The following is a 21,690-nucleotide window of genomic DNA, read 5'->3' as shown; positions in this document are numbered from 1 at the left end:
TCCCGCCGTCGGGGACTGGATCAGGCGGAGAGGTTGGACTCCGCGATCGAGGCCAGCTGCTCCTGGTAGCCGGCGGCGGCGTTCGCGCCGGTGGTGAACTGGCTGGTGGCGTCCGTGATTTCGTTCAGCCACCGCACCGGGGTCGCGGCGCCGTGGGCGAGCGATGGGCAGATGGTGTCGTTGGCGTAGGACTCGATCGCCGTCTGCTGGTAGGTCGGGAACTCGACGGTGTCGACGTCGGTGCGCGCCGGGATGGACCCCTTGGCCAGGGAGAAGCCGAGCTGGCCGGCCTCCGAGCTGATGGTGTCGAGCCACGCCTTTGTGCCGTCGGGATTGGGAGCGCCGACCGGAAGGGTGAACGAGTCCGCCAGGAACCCGAAGATCGCCTCGCCACCGCTGAGCGGGTAGAAGCCGAAGTCCTCGTTGGCCACCATGTCGGCCTGCTGGAACGAGGCCACGGCCCAGTCGCCCATCACGTTGTAGGCGGCGGTGCCGTCGATCTGCATCTGGGTGGCATCGGTCCAGTCCAAGCCGTCGCGGTCGCTGTTGGTGAAGGACATCAGAGTCTCGAAGTGCTCGATCGCGGTGGTGACGTCGGCGCCGTTCCAGTCGGTGTCGCCGGTCCAGAGCCCGTTGTAGGCCTCTGAGCCGAGGTCCGCCATGAGGATCGCCTCGAGCAGGTTCACCTGGGTCCAGGCCATCCCGATCGACAGCCCGGTGACGCCCGAGGCCGCGGCTGTCTCGACGTCGGCGGTGAACGCGTCGACATCGGCCGGGATGGCGCTCGGGTCGATCCCGGCGTCTTCCAGCAGCTGGTTGTTCGTCCAGACCATGTTCGAACGGTGGATGTTCGACGGGACGGAGTAGATCATGTCATCGACCGTCAGCAGCTCCAGCAGGTCCTGCGGGAACGCGTCGTTCAAGCCGTACTCGTCGTAGAGGCCCGAGACGTCCTCGATCTGGGCAGAGGCGATGTAGTCCGCCAGCTCCTCGCCGGCGTGCGCCTGGAAGGTGTCCGGCGGGTCGCCCGCCTGCAGACGGGACTGCAACATATCTTTCGCCGCGCTGCCCGCGCCTCCGGCGACCGAGCCGTTGACGAACGTGAAGTCGGGGTAGTCCTCTTCGAACTGGGCGACGAGCGCGTCGAGGCCCGCTTTCTCGGAGCCCTGGGCCCACCAGGTGAAGACCTCGACCTCACTCCCGGCGGAGCCCCCGGTCCCGCCGCCGGAGCCGGAGCCCCCGCTGCAGGCCGCGAGACCGGCCGCGGTAACTCCGCTCCCAGCAAGGATGAGAAGATTCCTGCGTCGCATCGTGTTCTCCTTCGAACGATCCGGTTGTGCGAGGCTGCACTCGCGCAGCAGCGCTTGCGCTGATACCTCGTCTCACGAGGACACTACAGCAGGTCCAAGGCGTTTCGATGAATCATCGCTAACGTTATGACAACGATGTCGGACTGCCGGGCGCGGTACAGTTCCGGGAGCTCGAGGATGAGTTCACCGGGCTTCGCCGTGGCAGCCGAACATCCTCGAGCGATGGGAGCACTGATGGTAAGTGAGAAGGTGGCGCGCGAGCTCCCCACGCTGCGGCAGGTTGCCGCAGCCGCCGGGGTGAGCATCAAGACGGCCTCCCGCGCGCTCAATGGGGAGGCCCACGTCGCGCCAGCTACCTCGGACCGGGTGAAGGAGGCGGCGTCGGCGCTCGGATACCGGCGGAACCTCCTGGCGCGGGACCTCCGCGCCCACGCGGGTGCGGACGTCGTCGGAATGGTTATCGCCGATGCCGCGAACCCGTTCTACGCGGACATTGCCCTGGCCGCCGGGGCGGTGCTGGGTGAGCAGGGCCTGCTCCTGTTCATAGGGGTCAGCGACAAGGACCCCGCGTCGGAGGAGCGCATCATCAGTGGCTTCCTCGAACGGCGCGTCGCCGGCTTACTCGTGGTCTCCTCGCGCGAGGACCATCCGCAGCTTCGGAGCGAGGCCGAGCGCGGAGTGCCGACCGTTTTCCTCGACCGCCCGGCGCGTGACCTAGCAGTCGACGAGGTCCTGTTCGACAACCTCGAGGGAGCTCGCGCGGCGGTCGACCATCTGTTGGAGCAGGGGCACCGGCGGATCGGGGTGATCGGAGACCTCGGCTCCCTGCCGACCCACCACGAGCGGATCGCCGGCGTGCGGCGTGCGCTGACCGAGGCCGGGGTCCCGGTCCGCGAGGACCTTTTCGTCACCGACGTCCACGACGCCGACGGTGCCGAGGCCGCGATGCGAGGGCTCCTGACCCTCTCCGCCCCACCCACTGCCGTGTTCACGACGAACAACCGGATGGCGGTCGGTGCCCTGCGCGCGGTGTCCCGCCGCGACGACCTGCCCGCGCTGATCGGATTCGACGACTTCGAGCTCGCGGAGGTGCTTGGGATGAGCGTCGTCTCGAACTCTCCCGCCGAGATGGGCGAACGCGGCGCGCGCATGCTGTTGGAGAGGGTCCGCGGCGGCAGCGGCCCGTCTCGGCGGGTGCGGCTGGCGACCGAGCTGGTCGTGCGCCGCTCCACGGTGACGCCGCTTGAGCGATCAGGCGGCGATGACCGGGCGGCGGTGACGGGCCGACGCTCTCCCGACGCGCCCCGTCCGGAACCTCCGGTGGTGCGGGTCAGGAGCGGTGCGCTGTCACCGCCATCACGGCGAGGTCGGGGTCGTCGCCAACCGTGATCGAGGCCAGCTCCCGGGCCGGGTCGGCCGGCACGTCAAGAAGCCACAGATCGGTCTCGGGCCCCACCCGACCAACCCCGTTCTCGATCCGATACCCCTGGTGGAGGCCCGGCCGGTTGTCGAACTGCGGTGACCCGCCCGCCCAGTCCCCGACCGAGACCGTGGTCTCCTCGGTGCTCCCGTCGGCGTAGGCGAGCGTCAGCGGCACGTCGGCCGCGTCCCCGTTGCGGGCGGTGGCGAGGAAGGTCAGCTGCTCCGCCGGCAGCCCGACCTCGACGGTGAAGGGACCGACCGCGAAGTTCGGATCCGTGCCCGCGGTCGAGGGAATCCGCATCACCACGTCATCGACCGGCGCATCGCCGGGCGTCGGCAGCTCATCGCCCGCGAACGCCCATCCCTTCTCGTCGAAGTCACCCGCCGTGGTGTCGTCGAGCGTCGCGACGCCATCTAGGGTGAGGACACTATCCAGCGGCACGATGCATTGAGAACCGGCCGACTCGCAGCCGGCATCCAGCACCCGCACCACCAGCTCGGACTCCGCAGTGCCGACGCGGGAGGTCACCGTCGCGGTGACGGTGTGCTCGCCCGCGGGAGCATCGGCCGGAATGGTCAGCGTCACGGGTAGCTCGGCGACCTGCGGTGCGCCGTCTCCCTGCACGCGCAGCTCGCCGTGCTCAGGAGTCACCGACACCGCACCATCGGAGGTGAGTTCGACGTCGGCCGTGGTCTCGCCCCGCCCGGTCAGCACAGCCGACAGTGTGGCGTCGAATGTGGTCTCCTGACCCGTAGTCACCGTCAGCGGCGCGTCGGTGGTGAGCGCGGCACCGAGGTCCTCCCGCTGCCCTTCTCCGCGTCCGGGGACCGGAGCCGGAGGCTGCTCGCCGCGGCGGGTGCCCCAGTCCGAGGGCTCCTCGCCGAGCGAGATTTCGAGGTCGGCGCCGTGGCGCAAGTCGCTGGCGGCGAGCCAGGAGTGACGGTGCTTCCGGCCGTCGAGCTCCACCTGCTGGACGTAGCGGGCGTCCTGCGAGGTGTCGGGCGCCTCGATCACCAGGTCGCCGTCGTAAAACGGCTCCGGGAGGTCGATCACGGCGCGATCGAAGACCGGGGACCCGATCGTCAGAACGTCGGTGCCGGCGATCGCCGGGTAGATCCCCAGCGAGGACAGAACGTGCCAGGCCGACATGGTGCCGACGTCGTCGTTGCCCGTGATGCCGGACGAACTATCCGTGAACAGGGTGAGCGCTGCCCGCACCACGTCCGCGCTCTTCCAAGGCTGCCCCGTCCACAGGTAGAGGTAGGGGGCGTGCAGGTCGGGCTCGTTCTGCGGGTTGTAGCGGGAGGTCCCGTAGTACCCATAGGCGCTGTTGACCCAGACGTCGCGGGCGGTTCCCTCAGGGTCCGTGAGCAGCTGGTCGTAGGCGAAGAAGTGGTCGAGCCGCTCGTTGGTAGCCTCCGTACCGCCGATCTTCGCGATCAGACCTGGCACGTCCTGGGGGACCAGCCACTGGTACTGCCAGGCGGTGCCCTCGTGGAACCCCTCGGTGTAGGCGGGGTCGGGGTCGCCGACGAAGACCCCGTCGGCATTGCGGGGTTGCGGGAACCCAGTGTCCGGATTGATGATGCTCTCCCAGGACCGGGAGCGCTCTGCGTAGCGGAGCGCGTCGTCATCGTGTCCGAGGTCCTCGGCGAGTACCGACATCGCGGCGTCGGCGACCGCGTACTCCATCGTCGCCGACCCGGCGTGGTCCAGGTCGCAGTCGCCGGGCTTGCACTGCGCCCCGGTCTCGGCGGGCACGTAGCCGTGCTCGAGGTAGTGCTCGTTGCCTGCGCGCCCGTTCGCGGGGTGGTCGGCGGGCGGGACGCCGTCGGCATTGCGGACGAGCTGGTCCCACAGGCGGTCCTCCCAGCCCTCGAGGAGCCCGTACTGCTGTGCCGTGACGAGCTGGGGGGTGACAGGGTCTCCGGTCATGATGTTGGTCTCCACCGTTCCCCAGCCCCAGCGTGGCAGCCATCCGCTCTGCTCGCCCTGAAGGATCAGCGAGATCGACTGATCCCGCGCTTCCTGCGGCGCGATGAGCGCTAGTAGCTGGATCTGCGTCCGGTAGGTGTCCCACAGCGAGGATGTCTGGTAGTAGCCGTGGCCGTCGGCGGTGTGGACCTCATCGTCCCAGCCGCGGTAGCGGCCGTCGACATCGTCTGCGCGGTGCGGCCCCAGCAGGCTGCGGTAGAGCGACGAGTAGAAGGTGGCGCGTTGCTCGTCGATGCCACCCTCGACCTGGATGCTGTCGAGTCGGTCTTGCCAGACGGCGCGTGCATTGTCACGCACCTCGTCGAAGGTGCTTGCGCCCTCCTCGGCGAGATTCGCGGCCGCGCCGTCGGCATCGACCCAGGAAAGCGAGGTGGTGACGACGACGTCCTCGTCCTCGGTGGTGTCGAAACCGATCCAGGCCCCCTGCCGTGCTTCTCCCTCGGTGGCCGCGGAGCCGTCGGGGACCGCCTCGGTGAACTCGTCACCGTCGAACAGGTCGACACGCTCGATGTCGCGATCGAAGGTGGTCAGGAAGTGCAATGTATACGGCTCGGTCTCCTGGCAGAAGCCGGAGCCCTCGACCGTCGTGCGGACCGTCCGGGCGTCGAGGACCTCGACCCGGGACGAGCGCACACCGTGCAGCGCCTGCCCGGCGTTCAGCATCAGGCCCGACTCCTCGGAGCCCTCGTAGGTCAGGCGCTGCCAGCCGGTGCGGGTGGTCGCGGTGAGCTCTGCGGTCACCGCCCCGTCGGGATCGTCGAGGGTTACCTGGTAGGACCCCGGGGAAGCCGTTTCGGTCTCGTGCCGGAACGGCTGGGCGTACTGGGCGTAGTCGGTGGTATCGGGTCGCCCGGTCATCGGGGTCATGGGCAGCTCACCGCCTAGCCCGCAGCCCACGCCGGAGACATGGGTCATCGAGAAGCCCCGGATGCGGTCGTGAGTGTAGCTGTAGCCGGAGTAGTGCCCGGTGTCTGGGGACAGCTGCACCATCCCGAAGGGCAGGCTCGCTCCTGGGAAGGTGTTCCCCTCGGCCTGAGTGCCGATGAAGGGGTTCACGAGGTCGACCGAGTCGACCGAGGACACTTCTTCCGCCGATGCCGCGGAGGCGAGCGGAGCGGCCAGGCTCAGCACGGCCGCGAACGCGATGAACGGGGTGAGGAGGCGACGTGACATCGTCTGCTCCTACTTCTCGGGGGTGGACTGGCCGACGTCAATGTCGAAGAACTCGAGCTCGGCGAGCCCGACCTCGTCGGAGGACCCTTCGAGCACCTGCAGCCGGTAATGGGTGTAGGTGCCCGGCCCCCTAGTCCCGGTTGCCTTGAATGGCCGGGTCTGATGCTCCCATTCGAAGGTCTCGTCCTCACGGCTGTCGATCTCGAACCACCGCTCACCGTCGCGGGAGCCCTCCACGACCCACGCGGTCGGGTGCCCGACGGAGTCGTCGCCCGAGGTCAGCGTGTACATCGTGACCTCATTCCGGGGGGTGTCCGACTGATAGGTGATGGCATCCTCAGGGGCGAGGACGAGCTGGGTCGACGAGTCGTCGTCGACCACCTGCTGCACGCCCTCGACCCCTCCTACCTGCGCCGGGTCGGCCAGGAGATCGGTGAGCGGCTCAGGGGGTTCGTCGCCCGTCGTCGGCGACGGCGGGGCGTTCTCCGGCGCGGACCCCCAGTCGGACGGCTCGGGACCCATCGTGAAGTCAAGGACGGCGCCCTTGGCGAGGGACGCGTGCTCGATCCACGCCTTGTTCCGGTCCTTTCCATCGACCAGCAAGGACTGGACGTAGACGTTCTCGTCGCTGTTGTCGGGAGCGTTGACGACGATGTCCTCGCCGTTCGGCAGGTGCGCCGTCGCCTTGGTGAACAGAGGCGATGTCAACGCGTAATTGCCGTCCCCGAGCTGCAACGGGTAGAGGCCGAGCATCGTGAACAGCCACCAGGCCGAGGTCTCGCCGTTATCCTCGTCGCCTGCGTAACCCTGGCCGATGTCGCTGCCGACGTAGTGACGGGACTGGACCTCGCGGGTAATTTCTTGCGTCCTCCAGGGCTGCCCCGCATGGATATACGTGAACGGGATGTGGTGGGAGACCTGGTTCGAGAAGCCCCACATTCCCATCCGGACGTCGCGGGCCTCCACCATCTCGTGGATCGTGCCGCCGTAGGTGCCGGGGAACTCGGCGGTCTCCGGTGTCGCATAGAACTCGTCGAGCTTGGCGGCCAGGCCGTCGCGTCCACCGTACAGGTTCGCGAGCCCCTGCCCGTCGAACGGTGCGTGGAAGGCGAAGTTCCACCCGTTGGTCTCGGTGTAGTCGTGCTGTCCCCAGATCCGCGGGTCGTACTCGTCAGGTCCGTGGCGGAAGCTCCCATCATCGTTCCGGCCCTGGAAGAAGCCGACTTCCGGGTCGAAGTGGTTGACGTAGTTCTTCGAGCGGGCGTCTAGGTATGCGGCCTCGGTGGTGAGTCGCTCCGCCTCGTCATCACTGACGTCGGAGGCCTCGGCGAGCTTCTCGGCTTGGCGGGCCAGTGCGAAGTCGTTGATGGCGCCCTCGAGAGCCCACGAGGTGCCCTCGCCGACCGATGTGTCGGTCCAGCCGCGGAAGATCGAGGTGTTCAGTCCCTTGCGGCCGACGTCCGAGTCGGTCGCGCTGCCGGGTGGAGTCACGGTCGCGTTCTTCAGTCCGGCCTTGTACGTCCCCATGGGATCGGGGAGGTCGACGCCCTTCGTGTAGGCGTCGGCGAAGGCGACGTCGGAGCTGGTGCCGGTCATCAGGTTCGCGTAGCCGGGAGACGACCATCGGGACACCCACCCGCCGTCGCGGTATTGCTGCACGAACCCGTTGACCAGCTCTCCCGCGTCGTCGGGCGCGAGCAGGCTGTAGGCCGGCCAGGCGGTCCGGTATGTGTCCCAGAAGCCGTTGTTGACGTAGATCTTCCCGTCCAAAATTTCCGCACCAGTGGCGGTCTCCGTAGGTTCCCCCGTCGGCTCCGACACCGGAGAGGCATACTGGAAATGCGGGTCCTCGGGGGTGCCGGTGTTCTCGAACCCGGAGTTCGGGTAGGCGTTGAGGCGGTAGAGGTTGGAGTAGAGGGTCGTGAGCTCGTTGGGGGTGGCGCCCTCGACCTCGATGATGGACAGCTTCTGGTCCCAGGCGGTCTGTGCGCGGTCGCGGATGGTGTCGAAGGTGTCGTCCGGGGTGATCTCCTGCTGTAGGTTCTTCTGGGCCTGATCCACGCTGATCAGCGAGGTGGCGATGCGCATCGTGGCGGTGCCGTTGTCCTCGGCGACGAGGCGCACCCACCCGGTGTTGCCGTCCTCGGCCCCCTGGTCGACGACCTCCTGGTCGAACTGGACGTAGACGAACAGTCGCGTGGCGCCGGCGGACAGTCCGCTGCGAACGTCGGAGTAAGCGGTCACGGCGCCGTCGTCGTGGAGCGTCAGACCGGAGTCGTCGTTGACGTTGTCGAAGACGACGGAGGCGTCGTCGCCGGGAAAATCGAAGCGAACGATGGCGGCGTGGTCCGTCGGTGCCATCTCGGTGACCGTGCCGTTGTCGAACTCGACACGGTAGTGATGGGCGGTGGCCTTCTCGTTGTCGTGGGAGAACGTCATCGCCCGGCCGTCGCGGCCGGTCTCCGGGGCACCCTCGGCCAGCGAGGGCATGAACTGGAAGGTCTGCCGGTCCCCCATCCAGGGGCTGGGCGCATGACTCACGGCGAATGCCTCGAGACGCGGACGGTTCTGCGCGTCGTTGTCCTGGTGATAGGCGTACGGCCAGTTCAGGACCCCGGCGTCGGTGACCGGGATCCAGAAGTTGAAACCGTGGGGCATGACGGTGGCGGGTAGATTGTTGCCGCGCGAATAGGCGCCGCTCGAGTGGGTGCCCCGGCGGGTGTCGACCCAGTCTGAGGGGCGCTCGTGGGTCTCGAGCGGCCGGTCAGCGACCTCGATGTCGTCGACCCAGCCGGAGAAGCTCTTCGGTCCCACGGGGGCGTCGTAGCCGATCAGCACGCGGTCGATGGTCTTGCCCGCGGCGACATCGCCCACGCGCAGCGCGCGGTGGTTCCACTGGTTGGTGAAGAGGGCCTTGGAATCTCCCTGCGCGGCGGGTGACGCGCCGAACCGGTACTGGTCCTCTGCGTCCAGCTCGCTGAGATAGGTGCCGTCGGTGAAGGCGAGGTCGATCGCAGTGAACGTCGACGGGTAGCTCAGGTCGTCAGTGAACTCGGGAAAAATCCGGTAGGTGAGCTCAGTGTCCGGCGTGACCGAGATGTCGACGTCGTGCAACTTTTGCCAGTGGTGGCCGCCGTTCTCGCTCGTCGTCTGTCCCGAGTACTTCAGGGCGTTTACGCCGGTGAATCCGACGTTGGTCTTCGAGGCGTAGGCAGCAGCCGGACCGCTTCCGGTAGTGATCAGCATTCCGGGTGCCGCCTCCTCGGAGCCGTCGGACAGGGTCAGCTCCGCGAGCTGAACGGTGTCGCCACTGCCGACGGCAGAGATGTCGAGCCGGTAGAAGGCGTAGGCGGTCTCGTTGTCGGTCTCGTAGGTGTTGGCGGTGCCCCTGCCCTCGAAGGTCTGACTGGTCTGTGTGTCGAAGGTTGCCCAGGTGGCGCCGTCGGTCGACCCCTGAAGGGTCCAGTCCTTCGGGTCGCGCTCCGGCGAGTCATCGGCGGAGGTGAGAACGTAGTCAGCGACGACGAGTGGCTCCTCGAGCTCGATCTGTAACCAGGCCTCGGACTTGAAGGCCAGCCATTTCGTCGCGGTGCTGCCGTCGACGGCCTTTGCTGCTGTCTCCGTCGGCGGGTTCTCGGCGCTCCCGGTCACGGTGATGACGCTAGGCGTCAGGTCGCCGGGGAGCGCCGAGGTGACGACGCTCCCCGACCACGAACTTCCGTCGGGACGGGTCTCGACCTCGCCGGTCCAGTCGAGCGCGGGGTCCCCGTCCTCGTAAGACGTCAGGAAGCGCGGAGAGGGGGCACCAGGTGAAGGCCTCAGCGTCGCCGCCGGTCCCGCTGCTGGCCTCGCCGCCTGAGCCGACCCCGCCGGAGTCCGAGCCAGCCCGGCCGCGGTGAGGCCACTTCCGGCGAGGACCAGGAAATTTCTGCGTCGCATGTAGTTCTCCTTCGAACGACCCGACGATCCGGTAGCGCAAGGCCGCTCCTGCGCACTGTCGACAGCGCCCAGCGCCTCTTCTGAGCGACTGGGGCGATACCGTAGATCGACGCAGATTCGGTGGATCGTGGTCATCATGTTGACAACGATGTCACGGGCAAGAGTAGCGTCCTGTGTCACACCGGACAACCCTGCGGCGGAAGTTGTCCGGTGCGCCAGGAACCGATCGCCGACCGGAACTCCCCGCTACGCAGCACGGAGCCCGCCCCGAGCAGGGGAGGGCTCCGTGCTGCGTGAAGGTCGCTGGGTTGTCAGTCGCCGATCCCGGCGCTGCCCGCCGCAGCGGCCTCCCGCTCCCCCTCGGCGGTGCGGGCCCCGGCCTTCTCCAGGACGCCCTCCCGTCGGTCGTCGACCTGCTGCGGCGCGATCCGGGCGCGGCCGGAGGTGTCCGCCGTCGGCGCGAGCTCGGCGCACTGGCCCTCGGACGTCCCTCGCACGCGGTTATCCTCGCCGGTCGGGGCCGTGTCGTTCTCGTCGCAGCGCAGGTCGCCGCGTACGATCGTGTTGCTGATGATCACGTCGGCCGTGTTGTCCACGAGCGCGACGTCACCGCCGACATAGCTGACGCCGCAGGGCCCGACCGGTGCGCTGGCGCTGATCTGCACCAGTCCCCCGTTGCCCGTGTAGCTGAGGTCGCCGTCGACCTCGCTGGTGCACAGCAGGCCGCCCTCGGCGGCGCCGGTCACGCTCAGATCGCCGGTGATCCAGCTGTCGTAGACGTCCGTGAGGTGCTCGTCGGTGGTAGTGACGCTGCCCCGGACCACGGACCCATCGAGGTAGGTCTCCCCGCTCGCGGCGACGACCCTGGCGCTGTGCTCAGAGTCCAGGCTGTAGAGGAATCCTGACTCCTGCGCGTTGGTCCGGCCATCGACGGCGCCGTCCTCGACGTAGGCGCCGTAGGCCGAGCGCAGGACCAGGTTGCCCGCGATGGTCGACCCCTTCGCGTCGAGATAGGCGTTGTCCTGCACGCGGAGTCTGCCCTCGAACGTGGAATCCTCGGCGAGGAGATTTGCCCCCGCACGTACGGTGACGTTCCCGGTCACGGTCACGCCGGACAGGTCACAGGCCTGGTCGGCGCGGACGACCAGGTCCCCGGGGACGGTCACGTCGGCGGCGGTGCCCTGGCAGTACGTCGTCAGTCCCGCGTGGGCGGGCAGGGCGGCGCCCATCGAGATCAGTCCTACGGCGGCAGTGGTGGAGAGTGCGGTGCGCCAGCGCATGGCGGTCCTTTCGTCGTCACGTGATCGTGAGGCACGGGCTGGAGCGTCGTTCACCCCACCCGTCGGGCGAATGCGGGACGTCCGACGGTCGCCGCGAGACGTCGCAGCCCTTGGTCGATCTGCTGCGTGCACTCGGCTCGGAGTTCCTCGGACGCGACATAGTCAACATCTTTTCCGCCCTGTTGACAAGGTTGTCATAAGGCTGGAACCCTACTCCTGGGTGTGGTGGTGTCACCCGGAGGCCCGCGACGACGCGGGCCCGCAGTGGCTCGGGCGCAGCGGCTCGGCACGAACTGAGCGGATGATTCGCGATGAGACCCTTGACCAGAGCACGAACTGCACGCGGTGCCGCGGCACTACTGACGGCACTGGCACTGAGCGTCGGCGGGACGGTCGGCGCAGCGGCGGCCCCACCCGCGAACGGAAGCGGCGAGGCGGCGGTGCACGATCCCCTCGACCACGTCAACCCGATGGTGGGCACAGGTGCGGCGACGGGAGCCGTGGTCGGGGAGATCAACAACTTCCCCGGTCCGTCGATGCCCTTCGGGATGGTGCAGGTCTCGCCCGACACCCCGAGCTCCTACGCAGGCTACCGGCACTCCGACTCCGAGATCAGCGGCTTCAGCCTGACCCACGCGGCCGCAGGCTGCAACGTGTTCGGCGACCTCCCGCTGCTCCCGGTCACCGGGGAGGTCGGCGAGACGCCGTGGGACCGCACCGAGCAGTTCTCGCACGACGTCGAATCCGCCGAGGTCGGGAGGTACGCCGTCACGCTGGAGTCCTCGGACATCGACGTCGAGCTGTTCGCGGCCACCCGTTCCGCCGGCATGACCTTCGACTTCCCGGAGTCCGAGCCGGCCCAAGTGATCCTCGACGCCGGCGGCTCGAAGGCCAGCGTCTACGACGTCGACCTGCAGGTCGAGGGGAGCACCGTGACCGGCGCCGTGACCACCGGCGGGTTCTGCGGTAAGGACAACCAGCACACCACCCACTTCGTCATGGAGTTCGACACCGCCGTCGAGGACTTCGGCACCTGGCAGGACGGCGAGCTCCGTCCGGGCGAGGCGACGGCCGACGGACAGACGGCCGGCGCCTGGCTCACGTTCCCGGCCGGATCCGAGATCACCGTCAAGTCGTCCATCTCCTACGTGGACGCGGCCGGGGCCGCAGCGAACCTCGCCGCCGAGATTCCCGCGTGGGATGTCGATTCCCTCCAGCAGGCCAATCGCGACGCTTGGGCCGAGATGCTCGGCAGGATCGAGGTCTCCGGAGGGGCCGACTCCGACACCACGATGTTCTACACCTCGCTGTACCACTCGCTGATGCACCCGAACACCTTCAACGACGTCGACGGGCGCTACGTCGGCTTCGACGGCGAGATCCACGAGGTCGCCCCCGGCCACACCCAGTACGCCAACTTCTCCGACTGGGACACCTACCGCTCACTCGCCGCACTGCACGCGATCCTCGTGCCGGAGCGCGCCTCTGACATGGCGCAGTCCCTGGTAAACGACGCCGTGCAGTACGGGTGGCTCCCCCGATGGCCGGTGGCGAACCAGCCGACCGGGCAGATGACGGGGGACTCCTCCGTCCCGCTGATCGCGTCCATGTATGCCTTCGGGGCCCGTGACTTCGACGTGGAGTCCGCCCTGGACTACATGATCAAGGGCGCCACGCAAACCCCCGCGGACACAGACGGGTACGTGCAGCGACCCGGGCTCGAGAGCTACCTCGAGCTCGGGTACGGCCCCCAGACGGAGGAGTTCCGCGGCGACCACGGGATCGTCGGCGCCTCGGTGACCCTGGAGTGGTCGATCGCCGACTTCGCGATCGGGCAGCTGGCCACCGCCACCGGCCGGGACGAGGTCGCGACCGAGTTCCAGGAACGCGGACAGTACTGGCAGAACATTTACGACCCGGCCACCGACCTGATGTCCGCGCGCTCCGAGTCCGGGGCGTTCATCGAGCCGAGATCCGGACCCGGCTTCGGACAGGAGGGCTTCGACGAGGGCAACGATCACCAGTACACTTGGCTCGTCCCCCAGAACGTCGAGGGCCTGGTCGAGGCGCTCGGCGGGAGGGAGGCTACGATCGCGCGGCTCGACGAGTTCACCACCGAGTACAACGCCGGGGACGGCGCACCGAAGCTGTGGATCGGCAATGAGCCGAACTTCGGCGTGCCCTGGCTGTACAACTACGTCGGCCAGCCAGTGCGGACCTCGGAGCTCGTCGACGACGTCATCGCCGAGCTGTTCCAGCCCACGCCGGACGGCAAGCCTGGCAATGACGACCTCGGCGCACAGGCCGGGTGGTACGTGTGGGCCGCGATGGGGCTGTACCCCTCCACGCCCGGCACCGATGTGCTGACGCTCAACGCCCCGCGCTTCGAACGGGTCGAGGTCGACCTGGGCGAGGGACAGCAGCTGGAGATCCTGGCCCCGGGCGCTGCTGACGGCGGCAGATACATCGCTGGCATGAAGGTCGACGGGGAGCCGTGGGATCGGACCTACCTGCCCGAGCAGCTGATCGCCGAGGGCGGCGTCATCGACCTGACGATGTCCGACTCACCGGACCAGGACTGGGGCACCGGGGAGGATGCGGCCCCGCCGTCGTTCCGTGACGGCGAATCCGAGCTCGTCGCGACGGCGACGCCGTCCTTCCAGACCGTCGCGCCGGGAGAGTCCGCCGTCCTCACCACCACCGTGCAGGCGTTCGGTGGAAACCACCGGCCGGTGGCCGTCGACATCGACGCGCCCGAGGACATCTCGGCCACGGCACGGCCCCTGCGCCCGGACAGCTCCGGGCAGGTGGTCGCCGATATCGCCCTTACCGTCTCGGACGAGGTCGCCATCGGGGACCACAACGTGCGGCTCACGGTAGGTCGCAAGGGGTCCGACGAGGTCAGGACGCTGCCGGTCCGGCTTCGCGTCGCCCCGCCCGGGTCGATGATGGCGTCCTTCAACACCGTCGGCAGCTCCCCGGACGATGGTTCCTCACCGGGAGACCTCGACGGCTCGGGGAACAGCCTGTCGGAGGAGGCGCTCGCCGCTACGGGCCTCGTGCCGGGGTCCGAGCACGACGTGCACGGCCTGGCATTCCAGTGGCCCGACGTGGCCCCGGGCAGTCCGAACACCATAACCGCCGACGGACAACGGGTCGAGCCGCCCGGTCCGGCAGGGTCGATCTCCTTCATTGGCCTCGGCACCCACGGCACCGTCGATGACACGGTGTCCGTCGAGCTCACAGACGGCACGACGGAGGACGTGCCGATCTCCTTCGGGGACTGGGTGCTGCCGAGCGAGGACGGCTCCCCGATCGACGGCAACACCGTGGTGGCGACGATGGATCACAACTCCGGCGAGGCGAGCACCACCTATGTCTACGCTACCGACGCCTGGTCGGCGCCCGACGGGACGCAGATCGCCGCCGTGACCTTCCCGAGCAACGAGAACCTGCACGTCTTCGCAATCGCCTACGACGGGGCGGAGGCCTCCGGAGTGGCGTAGCGCGGGCTCGCGGCGGATGGCGCGTCGACTGCCGGGGTAGTCCGATCGCGAACGGGTCGACGTCGCGCGGAACGTACCCGCCCAGGGCGATAACGTGGCCGGCGACGTCGAAGAACGCCGCGGACCCTTTGCCCTCCGATCACCCGCCCCATCGAGCGTCGGGTGAGTCCGAGCGGGAGACCACATGCATCCCGCTCGGTGGGATGCCCGCTCGCAGCATCTCCCCGGACCAACCGGCGGTTCACGGCGATCGCACGATCCTCGTCGAGGGCCCGACCGTTGGTCAGGACGAAGCATGCGGAGTCCGGCTCGGCCAGCGCTGCGACCGGAATCAACGGATCGTCGGCGAAGGCGACATCGATCCCAGCCACGCACTGCGAGCCCGTGGGGTCGTCGTCGAAGATCGACAGACGGTGCCCAGCTCTCATGGTGGCTCTCCTCGTCAGCGGGCAAGCGGTTCAGGCCAGAGCGGAGGTCAGCACCTGCCGGACGTAGTGCACATTCTCCGCGATGACTCCCAAGGAGTCCGAACCGTAGTGCTCGCAGCAGATGGGACCGCTGTAGCCGAGCGCAAGGGCCCGACGGATCGCCTGACGGTAGTTGATGTAGCCATACTTGAGCGGCATCGGCGCGGTCAAGTACGCGCCCGTGGTCGCGTTCCTTCACGGCTCCGATGCCGGCGTCCAGGGCCGCAGTAATGCCCACCGTTGAAGCGCGAACAGTACATTATGACCCTCCAGGGGGTCATACGCCCCGGGGTGGCCCGTTGGGGTATACCCCAGCGCGACACCCCGCTCCTCGCCCTGCCGCGGTTGCGAATAGGGTCCGTGTCGGCAGTTTCGTGACAGATCTGTGCAGCCCCCCGAACGAAGGGCCCTATCGCGACACCTTCAGCATGAGCGCCGGCCGCTGTTCGCACGCCCCCGATGCCCGCGAAGCGTCCGACGGGAAATCGTGCTCGGGGCGACCGCCCGATGGCAACAGTTGACCATCCTTGGCTTTCCCTGGTCAGGCGGCGCATCATGGAGTGATGAGCGAGCCGACTGCGACGACGCCGACCATCGACCCGATCCCGGACGGCCTGGCCGAACGCGCCGCCCTGCTCGGCGGCCCGGAGGGAACGCTCACCGACGAGCAGATCCGCGACTTCGTCACCGAGCAGCTCGCCGCCACCGACTACGACGGCAAGAGCGTCTGCCTGATCGTCCCCGACGGCACTCGCTCGGTCCCGCTGCCCAAGGTGCTGCCCGCCATCCATGATGCCCTCGCCGGCCGCGCCGCCTCCGTGACCGTGCTGATCGCGCTGGGCACCCACGCCGCGATGGACGCCGACGCGATCGACACGCTGCTGGGCTCCACCGAGCGCGGCGCGCAGGCCACCTACCCCGAGTGGACCGTCGTCAACCACGCCTGGGACGACCCGGACCAGATCGCGGACCTCGGCGAGATCTCCGCCGAGCGCATCGGCGAGCTCACCGGCGGTCTGCTCACCGACGTCCCCATGCGCGTGCAGATCAACCGCCTGTGCGTCGAGTCCGATGTGAACCTCATCGTCGGCCCGGTGTTCCCGCACGAGGTGGTCGGCTTCTCCGGCGGCAACAAGTACTTCTTCCCCGGCTGCTCGGTGCACGACGTCATCGACATCTCCCACTGGGTCGGCGCGCTGATCACCGCGAGCCGCATCATCGGCACCCTCGGCATCACCCCGGTGCGCCAGCTCATCGACGCCGCCAGCGAGCTCGTCACCACCGAGAAGTACTGCTTCACCATGGATGTCAAGGAGGGCGGGGCGGACCTCGGCGCTGTCGCCTACGGCGACCCGCAGGCCGCCTGGGCCGCCAGCGCGAAGATCTCCGCGCAGACCCACATCACCTACGTCGACAAGCCGTACCGACGCATCGTGGCGCTGGTGCCGGAGATGTACGACGACATGTGGACCGGCGCCAAGGGCTTCTACAAGTCCGAGCCCGTCTGCGCCGACGGAGGCGACGTCATCATCTACGCCCCGCACATCACCGAGGTCGCCGCCATGCACCCCGGCCTGCGCGACATCGGGTACCACAACATCGAGTACTTCACGAAGCAGTGGGAGCGGTTCAAGGACCACCCCTGGGGCGAGCTCGCCCACTCCACGCACGTCACCGGCCTGGGCACCTACGACCCCGCCACCGGCGAGGAGAAGCAGCGCGTGAACCGCTACTTCGCCACGTCGATCTCGAAGCAGGAGTGCGAGGAGTACAACGTCCTGTACCAGGACCCCACCGCCCTGGACATCGAGGCGCTGCGCGACGATCCCGACACCCTCGTGATCGACCACGCCGGAGAAGTCCTGTTCCGTCTCGCCGAGGAGCGCCAGTCCCTGTGACCGCGAACCCCCAGCACACCACCCGCCCGCCCGACCCGTCGGCCCGCGTCGCGAGCGCCGACCCGTCGGCCGTCCACGAAGGCATCGCCCCGTCGACTCCTGCCGCCAGCGCGACGCCACCTGCCCCCACATCGCTGTTCCACCCCGGCGGCACCGGGTTCGACGTCGAGGCCATGACCCCCGAGGCCCTGCAGGGAGAGCCCCTCGCCCTCGCCGACGAGGTCTCCGCCCAGCTCAGCACCGTCCAGCGCCTCGGCGTCGCCTACTCCGGCGGCGTCGACTCCGCGACCCTGCTGGCGCTGGCCGTGCGCGCCCTCGGCACCGAGAACGTCGTCGCCCTGCTCGGCGTCTCGCCCTCGCTCGCCCGCCGCGAGCGCCGATTGGCCCACCGGGTCGCCGCCGTGATCGGCATCGACGTGGTCGAGGTCCCCACCCACGAGGGCGAGAACCCCGAGTACCAGAAGAACGACGGTGCTCGGTGCTTCCACTGCAAGGACGAGCTGTTCACCCGCATCGGCGAGGACATCGTCGACGCGCACCGGCTCGACGCCGTCGCCTACGGGGAGAACGCCGACGACGCTCAGCGCCGCGACCGCCCCGGTGCCGGGGCCGCCACCCGCCACCGCGTGCTGCGCCCGCTGTCGAGCGCCGGGATGACCAAGCAGCAGGTCCGCGACGTCGCCGGCGCCCTCTCGCTGCCGGTCGCGGACAAGCCCGCCGCGCCGTGCCTGGCCTCCCGGGTGCCCTTCGGGCAGTCCGTCACTCCCGAGAAGCTGCGTCAGATCGACGACCTCGAGGACGCCGTGTACGAGCAGGGCTTCAGCGACTGCCGGGTGCGACACCACGGCGACGTCGGCCGCATCGAGCTGCCCACCGACGAGCTGCCGCGCGCCATGGACCCGGAGATCCGCACCGCGCTGGTCGCCGCCGGCAAGGAGACCGGGTTCGCGCACGTCACGATCGACCTCGACGGCATCCGCTCCGGCCTGTTCTCCCTGCAGATCCTCAGCTCCAAGCCCCGTGGTTGACGCCACCGGCGAGCCCGGCTCCGAGGTCGCCCCCGGTCCCGGCGCACGGAAGGCCGACGGGCGGATCGACGGCGTCCTCGAGCTCGACCTGGACCGCTCGCGCCGCCGCGGCGCCCCCGAGGCCGTGCTGTGCGACGCCAAGAGCGTCGACCAGGTGGCCACCATCGCCGCAGAGTACGCACGGCTGCACGCCGCCGGCCACGAGGGTCTCGGCCCTGTGCTGTTCACCCGCGCCGACGAGGCCCGGGCCGCCGCGATCCTCGACATGCTGCCCGGCGCCTTCCACGACCCCGACGCCCGCCTGCTGGCCTGGCCGGCGGCCCCGCCCGATGAGAGCGGGGGAGAGGTGATCATCGCCTGCGCCGGCACCAGCGACCTGCCCGTGGCCCGCGAGGCCGAGCTCACCGCCCGCTATCTCGGCCGTCCCACCCGGCTGATCGCGGACATCGGCATCGCCGGGCTCCATCGCCTGCTCGCCCGCCTGCCCGAGCTGCGTGAGGCCGCCTGCGTGGTGGTCGCCGCCGGCATGGACGGGGCCCTGCCCACCGTGGTCGCCGGGCAGATCAGCGCCCCCGTCGTCGCCCTGCCCACCTCCGTCGGCTACGGCGTCGCCGAGGGCGGTCGCGCCGCCGTCCTGACGATGCTCTCGGCCTGCGCGCCCGGCATCGGCGTGGTCAACATCGACAACGGCTACGGCGCCGGGCACCTCGCCGCCCAGATCGCCCGCTGGGCGCCGGGGCCGGGGGAGAGCGTCGGCTGACGCATCGCACCGCCCCGGGGTGGGAGCCTCATCGCCAGCCGGAAAGAGCTGCGGCGATCTCCTCGAGGCTCACATCGCGCGTCTCCACGGCGATGACCAGGTCATAGGCCTCGTCATCCGGGGCATCGAGATCGATGTCGTTGAGACCATAGAACACGACCACAGCCAGCCAGCTGAGTCGCTTGTTCCCATCGGGCAGGGCATGATTGCGGACGATCGACTCCAGCAGAGCGGCCGCTTTGCGGTCAAGACCGTCGTAGGCCTCGGTGCCCCAGAGCGTCGTCGTCGGCCGGTGGGCAGCAGATTCGAGCAACCCGAGATCACGCACCGGCCCGATGCGAAGATCGTCGATGAGCGCCAGGAGATCCTCGAGACCGAGGTGGTTCGTCGAGTTCACTGTGCGAGGCGATCCAGCAGCTCCGCGTAACGAGTTCGCGCCCGCTCCGACATCTCGCTGACGGCCTGCTGATGGCCGCGCCGGGCCGCCGTCTCCCGGATCGCTCGTACCGTGGCCTCCTGGCGGCTGATCCCTTCCTGGCGGGCGAGGTCCGAAAGGGTCTTCTCGTCCGCTTCACTCAGTCGCAGTGTCATAGCCATACCTACATGGTATCACTGTGATACCGGAGGGCCTCAGGGTCGTGAGTGCACCCCATTGCTTACTTGACCGCACGGGCAGTAAAGTAACGAGGGTCCGTCGTCCCGGAGGAGCCCTCATGGCGCCCGATCCCTCGCCCCGTCCCGCCCACCGCCCGTCGGCCCGGGTGGCGATGCTGGATGCCGCCGAAGCCCATCTCGGCGTGGACGGCACCCTGACCCTCGACTCGGCGGCCCGCGCCGCCGGCGTCACCAAGACCGGGCTGATGTACCACTTCGCCACCAAAGAGGCCCTGCTGCGGGCCGTGCTGGACCACATCGCCGACCGTTACGAGCGCGAGGTGCTCGCCCAGATCGAGGCCGTCCATGGCACGGGCGTCCAGGACCTCGCCGCCGTGCCCGCCCACCGGCGCTTCCTCGCCTATCTCGACTGGGCCTGCCACGCGCAGCTCTCCCCGGCGGATCTGGTGATCTTCGCGGATCCGAAGCTGCGGGTGAGCCTGACCGCGCGCTGGCAGGAGCAGCTGGCCGGCTGGCTCTCCGTCCCCGCCGGCACCCCTGTCGCGGAGCGGCAGCGACTGCTCGCCGTGCGCCTGATGGCCGACGGGCTCTGGTTCGACCGCGCCACGGGCCAGCTCGAGCTGCCCTCCGAGGATGCGCACGCTGTCCACGCCCTCGCCCTGGACCTGCTCGGGGGTGAGGGGTGATCGCCTGGCTGCTGCTGGTGGGCGCGATCCTCAGCGAGGTCAGCGCGACGCTCTCCCTGCGCGGAGCGCTCGATCACCCCGCGCTCTACGTCGTGGTCGTGATCGGCTACGCCCTCTCCTTCGGCTTCCTCGCCCTCGTGCTGCGCCGGGGGGTGCCGCTCGGTGTCGCCTACGGCATCTGGGCGGCCTGCGGCGTGGTGCTCACCGCCGCGCTGTCGGCGGTGCTGTTCGGTGAGCCCTTCACCGCGATGAAGATCAGCGGCGTCGTGCTCATCGCCGTCGGCGTCGCGGTGGTCGAGGTCGGCTCCCACCGGGCCCGTCGGCGCGGGCAGCGCGAGGAGCCCGTGCCGGCCCGCGATCTCCCGGCTGCGAGCGGGACGGGGGCGCCATGAGCTGGATCCTGCTGACCGTTGCGGTGATCAGCGAGGTCGGCGCCACCCTGTCGCTGCGGGTCGCCGCCGGCGGTCGTCGCGCCGCCTACCTGCTGGTGGTGCTCGGCTATGTCGTCGCCTTCACCTTCCTGTCCGGCTCCCTCGCCACGGGCATGCCGCTGGGCATCGCCTACGGCGTCTGGGCCGCCGCCGGCATCGTGCTGACCGCCCTGCTCTCCCGCGTCCTGTTCCGCGAGGCGCTGACGCCGACGATGCTCGGGGGCATGGGGCTGATCGTCGTCGGCGTGCTGCTCATCGAGCTCGGCGGCACGCACTGAGCGGCCGATCACCCGAGGTTGAGTCGAGCGCGTCGATCTGCGTACTATCGACCATAGTTACTATGACGGATAGTCGAATGGCGCCGCGGTGCGCCGTTCCCCCGCGTGATCGGAGAACGGATGCCTGACCCGCAGACGACCGGGAGCGCGACCGAACAGCCTCCCGGCCGCCGCAGCCGCTGGCTGGCTCCGCTGGTGATCCTCGCCGTGGTGGCCGCGCTGATCGTGGCCGCGATCTGGATGGGGGGCGACGACGATGCCGAGCAGGCGGCCGGCACCGCCGCCACGGGCGAGCCCACCGAGCAGCCCGGCGCGGTCGAGCACCCCGACCAGGTGGCGCAGCCGGACCTCAGCGAGGAGGAGGCCCGTGATCCCGACGACCTCCTGGCCGAGGGCCCGGTCGATGCCCCGGTGGTGCTGGTGATGTTCTCCGACTTCCAGTGCCCCTACTGCGCCCAGTGGTCGCACGAGACCCTGCCCGTCCTGCGCGAATACGTCGAGCGCGGAGAGCTGCGCATCGAATACCGCGACGTGAACATCTACGGGGAAGAGTCCGAGCGAGCAGCCCGTGCGGTCCTCGCAGCCGCGAAGCAGGACCGATTCCAGGATTACCACGACGCCCTCTTCTCCGGCGGCGAGATCCGCTCACCGCAGGATCTCGACGAGGACTCGCTGGTCGATCTGGCCGGGGAACTCGGCCTGGACACCGAGCAGTTCACCGCGGACCTGAATTCCGAGGAGGTCGCGGCGACCATCGACGCCAACGCCCAGCAGGGCATCGAGCTGGGCGCCATGTCCACCCCCGCCTTCCTCCTCGACGGCACGCCCATGGCCGGCGCCCAGCCCACCGAGGTGTTCACCGACGCGCTCGATACGGCCCTGGCCGAGAAGGAGGGCTGAG

Annotated in this window: 16 protein-coding genes; 9 read left to right on the top strand and 7 right to left on the bottom strand. The window is 69.2% G+C overall.

The genetic code is table 11. From position 1 onward, the window contains the following. Window positions 1–20: 20 nt before the first annotated feature. Window positions 21–1,310, bottom strand: a complete 1,290-nt coding sequence (locus JOF44_RS11925) for an ABC transporter substrate-binding protein (RefSeq protein WP_209891471.1) — start codon at window positions 1,308–1,310, stop codon at window positions 21–23. Window positions 1,311–1,544: 234 nt separating this feature from the next. Between JOF44_RS11925 and JOF44_RS11920 the strand changes: the two genes are divergently transcribed. After that, window positions 1,545–2,699, top strand: coding sequence for a LacI family DNA-binding transcriptional regulator (locus JOF44_RS11920; protein ID WP_209891468.1), 1,155 nt, complete (start codon window positions 1,545–1,547; stop codon window positions 2,697–2,699). On the opposite strand, the gene JOF44_RS11915 is transcribed toward JOF44_RS11920, so the two are convergent. The 3 genes from JOF44_RS11915 to JOF44_RS11905 form a co-directional block, all read right to left on the bottom strand. Then, a complete protein-coding gene (locus JOF44_RS11915; protein ID WP_209891466.1) occupies window positions 2,641–5,901 on the bottom strand; it encodes a GH92 family glycosyl hydrolase in 3,261 nt (1,086 codons plus the stop codon). The two genes, JOF44_RS11920 and JOF44_RS11915, sit on opposite strands and share 59 nt — an antisense overlap. Before the next feature lie 9 nt (window positions 5,902–5,910). Next, entirely contained in the window at window positions 5,911–9,552 is a 3,642-nt protein-coding gene (locus JOF44_RS11910) for a GH92 family glycosyl hydrolase (protein ID WP_209891462.1), read from the bottom strand. A gap of 599 nt (window positions 9,553–10,151) precedes the next feature. Then, the gene (locus JOF44_RS11905) at window positions 10,152–11,120 is read right to left on the bottom strand and encodes a hypothetical protein (RefSeq protein WP_209891459.1); all 969 of its coding nucleotides are present in this window, start codon (window positions 11,118–11,120) and stop codon (window positions 10,152–10,154) included. Window positions 11,121–11,431: 311 nt separating this feature from the next. Between JOF44_RS11905 and JOF44_RS11900 the strand changes: the two genes are divergently transcribed. Next, window positions 11,432–14,626: a GH92 family glycosyl hydrolase gene (locus JOF44_RS11900; RefSeq protein WP_209891456.1), complete on the top strand. Its 3,195-nt coding sequence runs from the start codon at window positions 11,432–11,434 to the stop codon at window positions 14,624–14,626. 458 nt (window positions 14,627–15,084) lie between these two features. On the opposite strand, the gene JOF44_RS11895 is transcribed toward JOF44_RS11900, so the two are convergent. Continuing rightward, a complete protein-coding gene (locus JOF44_RS11895) occupies window positions 15,085–15,252 on the bottom strand; it encodes a hypothetical protein (RefSeq protein ID WP_245348931.1) in 168 nt (55 codons plus the stop codon). 404 nt (window positions 15,253–15,656) lie between these two features. On the opposite strand from JOF44_RS11895, the gene JOF44_RS11890 reads away from it, so the two are divergent. The 3 genes from JOF44_RS11890 to larB are packed head-to-tail and all read left to right on the top strand — an operon-like array spanning window position 15,657 to window position 18,779. Next, window positions 15,657–16,991 carry a lactate racemase domain-containing protein gene (locus tag JOF44_RS11890; protein WP_209891453.1) on the top strand — a complete coding sequence of 445 codons (1,335 nt, stop codon included), beginning with the start codon at window positions 15,657–15,659 and terminating at the stop codon, window positions 16,989–16,991. After that, window positions 16,988–18,019 carry an ATP-dependent sacrificial sulfur transferase LarE gene (gene larE / locus JOF44_RS11885; RefSeq protein ID WP_342591767.1) on the top strand — a complete coding sequence of 344 codons (1,032 nt, stop codon included), beginning with the start codon at window positions 16,988–16,990 and terminating at the stop codon, window positions 18,017–18,019. Before JOF44_RS11890 ends, larE begins: the two co-directional genes overlap by 4 nt. Further along, window positions 18,012–18,779, top strand: coding sequence for a nickel pincer cofactor biosynthesis protein LarB (gene larB, locus JOF44_RS11880; RefSeq protein WP_209891449.1), 768 nt, complete (start codon window positions 18,012–18,014; stop codon window positions 18,777–18,779). Before larE ends, larB begins: the two co-directional genes overlap by 8 nt. Window positions 18,780–18,807: 28 nt before the next feature. Here larB and JOF44_RS11875 read toward each other — a convergent pair whose 3' ends face one another. Together JOF44_RS11875 and JOF44_RS11870 are read right to left on the bottom strand one after the other, a co-directional pair. After that, a complete protein-coding gene (locus JOF44_RS11875) occupies window positions 18,808–19,176 on the bottom strand; it encodes a type II toxin-antitoxin system death-on-curing family toxin (RefSeq protein ID WP_209891446.1) in 369 nt (122 codons plus the stop codon). Further along, window positions 19,173–19,376 (bottom strand): CopG family transcriptional regulator, encoded by a 204-nt coding sequence (locus JOF44_RS11870; RefSeq protein WP_209891443.1) that lies wholly within the window; start codon window positions 19,374–19,376, stop codon window positions 19,173–19,175. Before JOF44_RS11870 ends, JOF44_RS11875 begins: the two co-directional genes overlap by 4 nt. A gap of 116 nt (window positions 19,377–19,492) precedes the next feature. Here JOF44_RS11870 and JOF44_RS11865 point away from each other — a divergent pair, with 116 nt between their 5' ends. The 4 genes from JOF44_RS11865 (at window position 19,493) to JOF44_RS11850 (ending at window position 21,689) form a co-directional block, all read left to right on the top strand. Next, window positions 19,493–20,080: a TetR family transcriptional regulator gene (locus JOF44_RS11865; RefSeq protein WP_245348930.1), complete on the top strand. Its 588-nt coding sequence runs from the start codon at window positions 19,493–19,495 to the stop codon at window positions 20,078–20,080. After that, the gene (locus JOF44_RS11860; protein WP_209891441.1) at window positions 20,077–20,472 is read left to right on the top strand and encodes a DMT family transporter; all 396 of its coding nucleotides are present in this window, start codon (window positions 20,077–20,079) and stop codon (window positions 20,470–20,472) included. The genes JOF44_RS11865 and JOF44_RS11860 overlap by 4 nt, the downstream gene beginning before the upstream one ends. Continuing rightward, complete coding sequence (locus JOF44_RS11855) at window positions 20,469–20,789, top strand: DMT family transporter (protein ID WP_209891438.1); 321 nt, start codon at window positions 20,469–20,471, stop codon at window positions 20,787–20,789. The genes JOF44_RS11860 and JOF44_RS11855 overlap by 4 nt, the downstream gene beginning before the upstream one ends. A 120-nt stretch (window positions 20,790–20,909) precedes the next feature. Continuing rightward, window positions 20,910–21,689, top strand: a complete 780-nt coding sequence (locus tag JOF44_RS11850) for a DsbA family protein (protein WP_209891435.1) — start codon at window positions 20,910–20,912, stop codon at window positions 21,687–21,689. The last annotated feature ends 1 nt before the right edge of the window (window position 21,690 follow it).

This window comes from Brachybacterium fresconis (genome assembly GCF_017876515.1).
GTDB lineage: Bacteria > Actinomycetota > Actinomycetes > Actinomycetales > Dermabacteraceae > Brachybacterium > Brachybacterium fresconis.
Note: the sequence above shows the minus strand (reverse complement) of the source record. Positions and strands in the feature narration are given on the sequence as shown.